The following is an 11,595-nucleotide window of genomic DNA, read 5'->3' on the forward strand; positions in this document are numbered from 1 at the left end:
AAAAGAGCCACAAAACTAGAATTTTTGGAGTTCTTGTCTTAAACCCTTGCTCCATTGGGTCGTGGACTCGCTAACGCTGCGCTATCTGCCTCCAACATCCTCGATAATTTCAACATATAGCCGTAGCCACATAGGTTAGGACATTTTGAAAACCCCAAGGCTAGGAATAGTAATACTTTTACCTCCTGCCTCCTGCCTCCTGCCTCCTGCTATATCTGCTTGCTGATGCAGATTGAACATTGTCAATACTTTTAAGTCTGCAATAACCAGATAATTTCGCTTTTAAATTGAGATTTACCCAAGATATCAACTTTAGCGACAGAAGATGAAGTAAGATTCACATCTGAGGCAGTCCCCGTATAATCCCATAGTTTCTGACAAAAAATAGTCCAGTGCGATGATTGATAAATATCCTCAGAATCTTATAGTGTCCTGCTTACCGCTGAGTATGCTGGTATTTCTCAGCAACATATCTTCTAGTCCACTGCAAGCTCAGGCTGTTGATACTACACAATTACCAACTAGTAATTTCATCCTGTCACAACAATTCCCACCACCGCAGGATGTCCAACCACCCGCACCTTTGCCAACTCCCTCACCTGAACTGCCACAGCCACTTCCCCCACCAGCAGAATTATTTCCGCCCTCTGTCCCAACTCCCACACCTGAAGAACCAATCCCCGGCAACTTTCCTCAAACTATTGTTGTGGAACGGTTTGAAGTTGTTGGTAGTACAGTCTTCAGTCCCGAAGAGTTAGCTAAAGCCACTGCTGAATTTACCAAACGACCGATATCGCTGACTGAAGTTTATCAAGCACGTTCTAAAATTACTGAGTTATACCTCAACAATGGTTACATTACCTCTGGTGCATATATCCCACCCCAAACAATCCAATCCGGTGTTGTCAAAATTCAGGTGGTCGAAGGTAAATTAGAAGACATCCAGATAACTGGAACTCGACGCTTGAATCAGAATTATGTCCGCAGCCGACTAGCAATAGCGACATCACCGCCTCTCAATCGCCAGCGTTTACTAGAGGCACTGCAACTTTTGCAACTTAATCCTTTGATTCAAAATGTGACTGCGGAACTCTCCGCAGGATCACGGACTGGTGCAAGTCTCTTAGAAGTTAAAGTAACCGAGGCAAAAACCTTTAGTAGCCAAATAGTTCTTGATAATGGGCGATCGCCAAGTGTTGGCAGTTTTCGCCGCCGATTACAATTAAATGAAGCCAACTTATTGGGACTGGGAGATTCTCTGGGTGTAGCTTACACTAATACCGATGGTAGCAACTCCTTTGATGCCAGCTATACATTACCACTCAATCCCCGCAATGGAACCCTCACCTTAAACTATGGCATCACATCCAGCAATGTCATTGAACCTCCTTTCAACGTTTTAGATATTCAATCAGATTCTCGCTATTACGAATTAACATTCCGCCAGCCCATAGTTCAAACTCCTACACAAGAATTCGCCCTTGGGTTGACAGCCTCGCGACGGGAAAGTGAAGCTTCTTATATTGAAGGAGAGCGACTACCTTTCCCCGGTTTAGGTGCTGATGAACAAGGACGTACCAGGGTATCTGCGTTGCGATTTTTTCAAGAATGGACGAGTCGTAACAGTCGTGAAGTCATCGCCCTGCGTTCTCAATTCAGTTTGGGCATAGATGTATTGAACCCCACAATTAATCAAAATCCTCCCGATAGCCGTTTTTTTGCTTGGCAAGGACAAGCGCAGTGGGCCCGCCTTTTAGCTCCTGAAACCTTATTTTTACTTCGTTTAAATACGCAACTCGCATCCAGAACACTTTTGCCTTTAGAGCAATTTGGCTTAGGTGGGCAGGATAGCATTCGCGGCTACCGTCAAGATTACTTACTGACGGATAATGGTACTTTTCTTTCTGCTGAAGTTCAAGTACCGATTCTGCGCTTACCCCAGATAGATAGCACCTTACAGGTTGTCCCCTTTGTGGATTTTGGTGTTGGCTGGAATAGTTCTGGTAGAGAGAATCCCGATACTAATACTTTAGCTGCTGTTGGTTTGGGGTTGCGTTGGTCACAAGGCGATCGCTTTACCCTTCGTCTTGACTGGGGAATTCCTTTAGTATCTGTCAACTCAAACGAGAGAACATTACAAGAAAACGGTCTGTACTTTAGTTTACTCTATAATCCTTTTTAAAATTTAGAGGTTTATTCTCCTTCCTTGCTCTACAAAAGTCTGTACCAACGGAGATTCCCGTTATTGAAGCAACTGGCGTGGGATTCAGAGGATGCTTGGTGGGCTGCATGTATTGATAGGTAAATTCCACAAACACATTATCTACGCAAACAATAGCCAAAAAGAATGATTTTCAGGTAGGGGAAATTCATTGAAAGCGGCGGGAAACTCCATCGCAAAGAGTGGGATGGAGTTTTTTATGTAGATACATTCGCGGAGTGTCTCGTAAGAGTAGCCGCTACTCTTACAAGAACGCTTTCAGCGAACCTACGGGGTATTGCCTCAGAGTGCATATAGTTATTGCGTGAGTCCTCAAACAACTAGGTTCATCAAACCGCAACGCAAGAGTCATTAGTCATTAAGTAATTAGACAGAAATATTTATACATTAGATTTTAGGCTGGATAAGGGTTTCAGGTCAAAAATTGTGTAATTAATTTTGTCTTACTACTTAGCTATTAGTCCTTGATATACGACGCCTACTTTTGAACGCGGTTTAAATTAGTTCGATTTTCCGCCCACAAGGGACGGGGTATGCACCAATGACCAATGACTACTTAATCAAATACTAGTGCTATATTTTTAAGGGCAATAGACTAGTCAACAAAAAAATTGGGTATTTTTACTGAAGATAGCCATGTATTCTCGCAGTATTCTTATCAAAGAAAAAACGAAATGTCTGTACTCTTAAGAAAATCTCAAGGTACTGAGTGATACGTGTAATTTAGACCAAAACATCCCTTAACTTAAAATTCAAGAGATTCAAAGATATGTCAGATAAAGTTGCTAAAGAGTTGGCAGATTTTCTGCTGCAAATAGAACAGCGATCGCAGTTTCATGCAGGTTATCCATATAATTTAACTTGTGACTACAGTGCGATCGCAAAATTTTTTAATTTTCTGTTAAATAATGCTGGAGATCCATATATTGAGCCAGATTTTGGTCTTCATTCTCGTAAATTTGAGCAAGAAGTATTATCTTTTTTTGCTCACCTCTATAAGATTCCAGAAAATCAATTTTGGGGTTATATTACTGCTGGCGGGACTGAAGGTAATTTATATGGAATGTTTTTAGCAAGAGAAATCTACCCTAATGGAATTCTTTACTCTTCAGAAGACTCTCATTACTCCATACCCAAAGCAGCCAAATTATTCCGCATTCAACATAATGTTGTTAATTCACAAATTAATGGAGAGATGAATTATGAACATTTTGAAAAATCAATTAGTGACAATCGTAGTTATCCAGCGATCATCAATTTAAATATTGGCACTACTGTCAAAGGTGCGATTGATAACTTAGACAAAGTTCTAGAAATTTTAGAGCGTAATCAGATTAAAGATTACTACATTCATTGTGATGCCGCACTTTCAGGATTAATATTACCCTTTCTAGATGGCGCTCCGCAAATTAACTTTCAAAAACCCATAGATAGTGTAGCTATTTCTGCTAAATTCATTGGTTCTCCCTTACCTTGCGGTGTAGTTTTAACTAAAAAGAAATGGGTAGAAAAAGTTGAAACCGCAATTGAATATATTGGTTCAACAGATACAACAATTCTGGGTTCTAGAAACGGTCATACCCCTCTGATTCTCTGGTATGCAACGCAAACAAGGGGTTATGATGGATTAGCCAGAGAAGCAAAGACCTGTATTGATAATGCTCAATATCTTTTCCAACAACTCCAAATCAGAGAATATCCATGTATGCTCAATAATTTTTCCAATACCGTAGTCTTTCAAAAACCTTCCCAAAGGTTAATTAAAAAGTGGCAGTTAGCAATTTTTGAAGATTGGGTACACATTGTAGTCATGCAGAATATCGATAGAAAGAAAATTGATACTTTTGTGAACGAACTCTTATTAGAAGAAGGGTTAGTTAATAATGCAGAAGATTTTCAGCTACAGTCAGTACTACACTAATATAAATTATCAAGTGAGATTGCTCACCCAACTTTACAAGATGTTTCTCTAAACAGATTTTAATCCCAAGATTTTATCTCTTTAAAAAGTTTTTGGAGCATAAGTTAGCTGCAAGTAGTCTTTCTACTTCTGCACGTTCCATCGGTGGTAAGAAAAAATACCCTTGTCCATAATCACATTGTAAAGCCTTCAATTGTGCTAATTGCTCTACAGTTTCTATTCCTTCTGCTGTTACAGACATATTTAAATTATGGGCTAATGTCACAATCGCTCGAATAATTTCTAAATTTTCTCCTCGACTACCTATACTCGTGACAAAAGAGCGGTCAATCTTAATGGTTTTGATTGGTAGGCGGTGCAGATAACTCAAGGATGAATAGCCAGTACCAAAGTCATCCATGTGCGTCTCGACATTCAGCGCTGTTAGCTGGGAAAGCACAGTGGTAGCTAATTCAAAATTATCCATCAACAAAGTTTCAGTAATCTCCAATTTCAAACAGCATGGCTCCAGTCCAGTTTGCTGCAAAATATGTTTAACCTGTTTAAATACATCGGGTTGCGTGATTTGTTTACCAGAAAAATTGACGCTAATTGTCAAAGGTAGTGACGTAGGAAATTGTTGATGCCATCTGTGCATTTGGTGACAGGCTTCATAAAGCACCCATTCCCCGATACTAACAATCATTCCCGTTTCCTCAGCCAGGGGAATAAAATCTTGCGGGGAAATAAGTCCTCGCTCTGGATGATACCAACGTATCAGTGCTTCAAATCCAATAACTTTGCCAGTTGTCAGTGAAACAATTGGCTGGTAGTCAAGACGAAAATCTTCTTGCTTGAGCAGCGCATGACGTAAAGCAGTTTCTAACTCCAAGAGCAAAGCTGCACCCTCGTGCATCTTTGGGTCAAAAACCTCATAACGCGCTTTACCAAGTGCTTTGGCACAATACATTGCTACATCGGCATCGCGTAAAATCTGTGCTGCTTGCTCATAATCTCTTTTACTTAAAGCGATGCCAATACTAACATTAGTAAACACCCGATGCTCGTTTAATTGAAATGGCGAAGCTAGCACCTTTTTAATTCGCTCGGCTACATGTATAGCGGTGCTGATATCTTCAATTTCCTCAAGTAATATTGTGAACTCGTCTCCACCAAAACGGGCAACTATATCTCCAACTCGTAGAACTGACTTTAGTCGGTGAGAAATTGCAATCAAAAGTTGATTTCCTTGTAGATGTCCAAGGCTGTCATTAACAACTTTAAAGCGGTCTAGGTCTAAGAAGAGGACAGCAAATAAATAATTATTTTGCTGTTTACTATGTTCTATTGCCTGCTGCACCCGCTCCATAAATAATCTTTGGTTAGGCAATCCAGTTAGTCCATCATGAAGACTATTGTGTAGTAATTGCTCTTGTGCTTCTTGACGCTTGATAATGTCTTGTTGAAGTTGTTGATTAACTCTAATAAGTTCAATGGTGCGCTCTAGCACCAACTGCTCAAGCTGATAACGGTACTGAACTAATTCTTCCTCTGCTAGCTTCCGCTTAGTGATATCACGGACAATTACAATATATTCCCGTAGCTGGGAATTAAATGGCTGTGAAATAGTCGATTCAACAATTCGTAAACCTTGGTTTATTCTTAAACTTTGCTCACTTCTAATAGACCATTGTTCCGGTGTACCGCGATAGCACATTAGGAGTTGATTCAAGTTTTTCCCAAGCAACTGTTGAATGCTTGTTTCAAATAATTCTTCAGCAGCAGCATTGGTTTGACAAATTATACCTTTTTCATCTAATACTAAAACCGTATCTGGAACAGTATCGAGAGTAGTGATAAATAAGTTTCTTGCTTGTTTGCGTGCCTCATCAATAGCAATAATTTGTGGTAAAGTTGTCCAGCAAGCGATCGCTACCCCTGTAAAAGATAGTGTCACTAACAGAATAGCTAGTAAAGAGTTTTGAGGATTAGTAGAAAGTCTATCTAATAAATCGCGGATAACCCAACTGATTGTAGCAGTAATACAAATTAATGATACTAAAACAATTACTTGTAGTACCACAAAGTCTGAGTTGTTTTTAATAGCTCTAGTGTCGTAACGCTGTGTCCACCATTTGGGGTGTAATGGTGCAAATCTTAAGCGACGTAGGGCTACATCTCCTATTATCAGAATAATGGGTAATAATAATCCTACTAAAAAATCTCTCCAATTCCAAGCTAAACCTCCCACTATGAGAACTACTGCTTCTACTAAGAAAAAAGCAAGTGACCACCAAGGCCATAACACGTGTGGTTGTCCCCGACACAGCCATAATCCCAGATGTAGTCCCATAATAGACATGAGATAACAAGTACCTGCTACTGTGACAAGTTGAGATATATTTCCCAAATTGAGACAAAGCAAACTGAGTATAAAGGTAACTAAAATAGCAGGGCCAAGGACACCTTGACGCGAAACTAATGCAAATATGGGAGAAATCTGTCTGTCTAAGGCAAGCTGGTATAACATCCGAGGAGAATTGGAAACCGCTGTAGCAGAACTTAGAAGGCAAGATATAGTAATTAGAAGTGTTACTAGAAAGGAGGCAGATTCACCCCAAAAAGGTTTAGAAGCCTCTACGAGATTTAAGAACGCATCATCACCTATTGTTGGATTTGGAGCCGAACACATTAATACCCAAGAACCACCTAAAAAGACTGGAGGAATTAACCAAGCCGCTACGGTTAAGAAATTTAAAGTTTTATATGGGTGGCGGCTATCAGCAACAAAAGAAGAAGTGGTTTCACAAGCAAAAATTGAATAGCTACCTAGAAAAAACCACTTTGCCCATTCTTCAAAGCTCAGGCTATGTGTGCTAATTGGGAGAAATTTAAAACTAGAAGTTGAGAAGGCTAACCATAGTACACCTTGAATACAAAATAATAACAGTAATAAAATTGCTGGGAATACAAAAAATAAATGCAGGAGTGCTAAAGCACGCGTGCCACTGAATGCCAAAATAAAAGGAATAGCTGTAAATAAAACTTTTAATAAATTTTCTGGGAAAGAAATATCTAATGGTTCAAAATTGACTTTAATTAGGTTGGTGAGAATAATTGCGTATAGTGCTGGTGCTGCTGCCCAGCTAAAAAAATATCCTAATGCTACGTAACGGCCTAAAGCAGGAAAGTTCTCTAATAGCCTTGTGGTATAGTTTGGTGTTCCTCCGGAGACATCTGACCAATGTCTACCTAGACTTTGTACCTGCAAGTTAAGCAAAAAGGAAACGATCGTGCCAAAAAACCAAACTAAGATAGCTTTGGGCCCTAACGCTGCATGAATAATGGGCGCAGTACCAATCCATCCAACATGACCCGTTAACCCAAAGCCCCAGGTTTCGAGATAACTCAGAGTCCGTGGTAGGCGCATTAGCAAGTGCTGATTTTTCTCTGCCCGTGCAGAATCGTTACTAACCATTTTTTCTTAGTGAGATTTACTGACCTTTTCACTCAATAACTGAATCTCACTGCTTATAGCTTCCGTATAACTGCTGAACTTTAGAAAAAAATAACTTAGTTGTTACTGAATTTGGGATTTTAAATTGGAGATTTGAGATTGACCCTATGCCTGAAGTTTTTTTCTTGAATAAAGAATTTTAGATTTGAGATTTTTCCTATGTAGCTTGCTTCTCACAAAACCAGTATAAATTATCTTTATTCAGACCTTGATTAAAATCGAAAGGTTCAGATTTCCGACTTATTAAATAGGTCGGAAATCGTGTTGTTCATGAATGATTACGTAGGGCTATAGGCTATAGTTTTTGCAACAACTCCTGAGTTAACTGAAAGAAAGCTTTGGAACCTGCTGATTGGGGAGCATTTAAAACGGCAGGCATAAAACTATCAACAGCCTTAGCAACATTGACATCAACTGGGATTTGTACTTTACAAATTTTTTCTACACCAAAATCTTCAACAACGCGGTGCATAACTTGTTTATAGTATCTGCCAGTGAGAAGATTAGCGCTGGACATACTAAATACAATTCCCAACATTTTTATATCTATCTTGGTTTCATGTCCGTGACTGTCTTTTAATTGGGCAATCCGTCTTTCTAGCAGTTGAATACCTACTACAGATAATGGTTCTGGTTTAGCAGGAAGTATGTAGAAATCGCTAGCAGCTAAAGCGCTACGAGTCAATAGATTATAGCCCGGCGCACAATCGAGAAGAATAAAATCATATTCTTGACGGACTGGTTTTAAGATGTTGTTAATCAAGACCCTTTCAAAGCGATTCCAAATCGTTTCAAAGTCCTGCTCACCCAAAGCAGTTGCTTGTTTATGAAGCATTTCTGAAACAACGAATTCATCATATAAATCGATATCTCCCGGTAATAAATCTAGTCCTGGAAGATTACAAACTTGGGATTGGACGATATCTTGAATTGTGAGTTTTGCTTGTGGATCTGGATTGATAACTTGGTCTATCAGATACCTAAATGTCTTGCTTTGTTTACGACGCTTGGCAAAATCTAAAGGCGACATCAAGCTGAGTGTGGCGCTAATTTGGCTGTCTAAATCAAGGACAAGCACCCGTTTGCCATGATTTTTAGCTAAACAAGTAGCTAAATTGACGGTGAGAGTGGTTTTACCAACGCCACCTTTCATATTTGCAGTAGCAATTACATATCCCATTGATTGAGTCCTCTATTGACGCATTCCCATCTACTGGTCTGTCGCGGATTGTCCGTAGTTTGCGCTAAATCGCAAACTATGAACCTATCAAATAAAACTTGACAGACTACTAGGTAGCGTACACCCCTCTTGATATCTTAAATCTTCCATTAAATTTAATATTTTCGGAAATTCAAAAGAGTGATTTCAGGGATATTTACTCGATTGAGGCAGAAATATGTAGTTGGATCTTTAGCTGAAATCGTTCTACCAGGCTACTTTACCCCATAATGCAGATGTTTGGCTTAATGGTGTAATAGCGATCGCTCTCATCAAAGCAATTATAGAGGTATTGACAAATACAGTAGCCCTAAATCAATTGTGAGAAAATAATCAGGTTGTGAATATCACTAAGTATTGGGTGCAAAATGTGGATGCATTTGCTAACTGAATTGAACGAAGCCGATCAATAAATTCGTGAAATCAAAGGCGCATTTACACACAAACTTATAAGGTAATTAAAATGACTTACGATTCAGAAGATGTAGAACAAATCCTTCAAAAAGCACTCACTCGTAAACAGGAAGGTGAATTTTCACGAGAACAGCTTTTAGAAATGGCATCTGAGTTAGGTATTTCTTCTGATATTTTGGAAACAACTGAACAAAAGTGGTTGGCTCAACAAGAAGAGAAACGTTTGCGACATACATTTAATACTTTCCGACGCAGAGCCTTTTGGACACACTTGGTTTCCTTCCTAGCAGTAAATTTATTCCTCATTCTCTTGAATTTAATTACTAGTCCTGGTTATTTTTGGGCTATTTTCCCAGCATTAGGATGGGGTTTAGGACTATTTTTTCATTGGTGGAGTGTTTTTCAGAGTAAATCAGAGGATTACGAGATCGCCTTTCAGAAATGGCGGGCACAGATTTAACTTCTCCCTACTTTGAAAAATAAAGACACTAAGAGTTGACATACTCACCGAGAAAGAAGGGTCGGTGATTCTGGAGTAAGTAATAAGTAATAAGTAATGAGTAAATACCCATTTTTCATCCACTCATTACTCGTTACTCATTACTCATTACTCATTACTCATTTAAAGTCCTCTCACCGATGATAAAAAGCCGTCCTCAAAGGACGGGGCTTCTCTACGAGACGCTTCGCGAACAGACCCAAGTTTTTGGTGAAGCAGGCAGGGGGAAAGAGGATCAGGGTAAGTAGAGGAGAGGGAAGAGAGAAAAAGTTTAACTTAACTGTATTAGTATTTAGTTCTCAGTTTTAATTAATACTTTTTCTCTCCTACCTCCTGCCTTTTGCCTTTTGATAGGTGTCGGCTTGACAATACAGCTTTGCACTTCGACGAGTTGGAAGTGATCTTTCACCTATGAATGGGGAAATTTCCGTACTTGATATTCTCCTGAGTCCACAATTGAATATGATTCTCTGAGCGCTTGAATGAAGTTGTCTTCAATGGTCTGCAAATGTGCTTGGGGTACAGCTTTCCACTGTTCCAGCGTTGCCCAACGAATGATCAGGATAACTTCTGTGTAGTCATTGGGGCTGATCCAAACCTCTTTACCGAGAAATCCTGGATACTCAGCCAGCGCTGTTGTCCAAATTTGTGCGTCCTTCTGGATAAAATATTCCCGTAAATCCGAGGCAACCTTAAACTTGAGAAGTTCTATAAACACGTCCTTTGAACCCTGTGTTTCTTAATTTGCCAAAATAGAGATGTAGGCTAGAGTAACTACGCTTTAAGCATAGCTTGATTGCCTAAACTCAGGAGCAAGGGTTGGCTGGTTAATAAGTAAGAGGAAGGGAATATGGACAACAACAATTGGTTGCAACAGCTAATGATGGTGGGTCTTGGCACAACGTCTTTAGTAGCAGAAAAACTGCGGCAAGTCAGCGATGATTTAGTTAAAGACGGTAAACTCAATCCTGAGCAAGCCAAGGCGGTAATGGATGATATTGCCCAGCAGTTAAAGTCTGAACAGGGAAACTGGGATGTCCAAATGCAGCGGCAAATGCGAAATATGATGCAGGATTTGGGGGTGGCTCGCCAGTCAGAGGTGGACGAATTAAGGGGTAGAATTGACCGTTTAGAGCGGCAAGTGCGCGATTTAGAAAATAAGCTTTGGCGTTAAAATGCCCTTTCTGATTTAAACTAAATGTGTCCTGTTGGTAATCTTTTTGCCAGGATACTTAAGTAAGGAGAACTGATTTTGAAACCAATTTTCCTCAGCGTGGCGTTCATGCTGGTGTGTGTTGTGCTGTTGATTGTGGGGCAAGTAGGCAGTAAACAGAATACTGCCATTGCTGCCGAATTAACTCAAACACCGTCAGCGCCCACAACTGTAACTGAAAACAATATCTTAATTGCGAGTAACACTATGTCTGATGCGAATGCCGTAACCACTCCTTCTGGATTGAAGTATGTTGAGTTAAAAGAGGGGACTGGAGCGACTCCTCAACCTGGACAAACGGTTGAAGTTCACTATGTTGGCACTTTAGAAGATGGTACTCAGTTTGATAGTTCACGCGATCGCGGCCAACCCTTCAGCTTTAAAATCGGCATTGGACAGGTAATCAAAGGTTGGGATGAAGGACTTAGCACTATGAAAGTAGGCGGTCGTCGCAATTTAATCATCCCCTCTGAGTTAGGTTATGGCGCTCGTGGTGCTGGTGGCGTGATTCCTCCCAACGCAACTCTGCTGTTTGACGTGGAATTGCTAGGAGTTAAGTAAAAATTGGGTATGGGGAATGAGGAAGAGGACACGGGGACACAGAGATAGTAT

At 40.0% G+C, this 11,595-nt stretch carries 8 protein-coding genes; 5 read left to right on the forward strand and 3 right to left on the reverse strand.

Features of this window, described 5'->3' with window-relative positions; translation table 11 throughout:
* Positions 1-397: 397 nt before the first annotated feature.
* Positions 398-2,182, forward strand: a complete 1,785-nt coding sequence (locus RRG12_RS28400; RefSeq protein WP_176727161.1) for a ShlB/FhaC/HecB family hemolysin secretion/activation protein — start codon at positions 398-400, stop codon at positions 2,180-2,182.
* An 808-nt stretch (positions 2,183-2,990) separates the two neighbouring features.
* On the forward strand, positions 2,991-4,142 hold the full coding sequence (locus tag RRG12_RS28405; RefSeq protein WP_420761484.1) for a histidine decarboxylase: 1,152 nt from the start codon (positions 2,991-2,993) through the stop codon (positions 4,140-4,142).
* Positions 4,143-4,215: 73 nt separating this feature from the next.
* Here RRG12_RS28405 and RRG12_RS28410 read toward each other — a convergent pair whose 3' ends face one another.
* Both RRG12_RS28410 and RRG12_RS28415 read right to left on the reverse strand, forming a co-directional pair.
* Positions 4,216-7,599 (reverse strand): EAL domain-containing protein, encoded by a 3,384-nt coding sequence (locus RRG12_RS28410; RefSeq protein ID WP_420761485.1) that lies wholly within the window; start codon positions 7,597-7,599, stop codon positions 4,216-4,218.
* 334 nt (positions 7,600-7,933) lie between these two features.
* Complete coding sequence (locus tag RRG12_RS28415) at positions 7,934-8,818, reverse strand: ParA family protein (RefSeq protein WP_069073597.1); 885 nt, start codon at positions 8,816-8,818, stop codon at positions 7,934-7,936.
* 502 nt (positions 8,819-9,320) lie between these two features.
* On the opposite strand from RRG12_RS28415, the gene RRG12_RS28420 reads away from it, so the two are divergent.
* Entirely contained in the window at positions 9,321-9,731 is a 411-nt protein-coding gene (locus RRG12_RS28420; protein ID WP_069073598.1) for a 2TM domain-containing protein, read from the forward strand.
* Positions 9,732-10,179: 448 nt separating this feature from the next.
* On the opposite strand, the gene RRG12_RS28425 is transcribed toward RRG12_RS28420, so the two are convergent.
* Entirely contained in the window at positions 10,180-10,488 is a 309-nt protein-coding gene (locus tag RRG12_RS28425) for a TIGR03792 family protein (RefSeq protein ID WP_069073599.1), read from the reverse strand.
* A gap of 132 nt (positions 10,489-10,620) precedes the next feature.
* Here RRG12_RS28425 and RRG12_RS28430 point away from each other — a divergent pair, with 132 nt between their 5' ends.
* Positions 10,621-10,944, forward strand: a complete 324-nt coding sequence (locus RRG12_RS28430; protein ID WP_069073600.1) for a phasin family protein — start codon at positions 10,621-10,623, stop codon at positions 10,942-10,944.
* A 78-nt stretch (positions 10,945-11,022) separates the two neighbouring features.
* Entirely contained in the window at positions 11,023-11,544 is a 522-nt protein-coding gene (locus RRG12_RS28435; protein WP_084227332.1) for an FKBP-type peptidyl-prolyl cis-trans isomerase, read from the forward strand.
* Positions 11,545-11,595 lie beyond the last annotated feature (51 nt).

The organism is Nostoc sp. CALU 546 (genome assembly GCF_048836525.1).

Excerpts from the sequence above, each read along its gene's own strand:
- RRG12_RS28405 (WP_420761484.1), top strand. The coding sequence starts at position 2,991 with ATGTCAGATAAAGTTGCTAAAGAGTTGGCAGATTTTCTGCTGCAAATA.
- RRG12_RS28430 (WP_069073600.1), top strand. The coding sequence starts at position 10,621 with ATGGACAACAACAATTGGTTGCAACAGCTAATGATGGTGGGTCTTGGC.
- RRG12_RS28400 (WP_176727161.1), top strand. The coding sequence starts at position 398 with ATGATTGATAAATATCCTCAGAATCTTATAGTGTCCTGCTTACCGCTG.
- RRG12_RS28415 (WP_069073597.1), bottom strand. The coding sequence starts at position 8,818 with ATGGGATATGTAATTGCTACTGCAAATATGAAAGGTGGCGTTGGTAAA.
- RRG12_RS28410 (WP_420761485.1), bottom strand. The coding sequence starts at position 7,599 with ATGGTTAGTAACGATTCTGCACGGGCAGAGAAAAATCAGCACTTGCTA.
- RRG12_RS28420 (WP_069073598.1), top strand. The coding sequence starts at position 9,321 with ATGACTTACGATTCAGAAGATGTAGAACAAATCCTTCAAAAAGCACTC.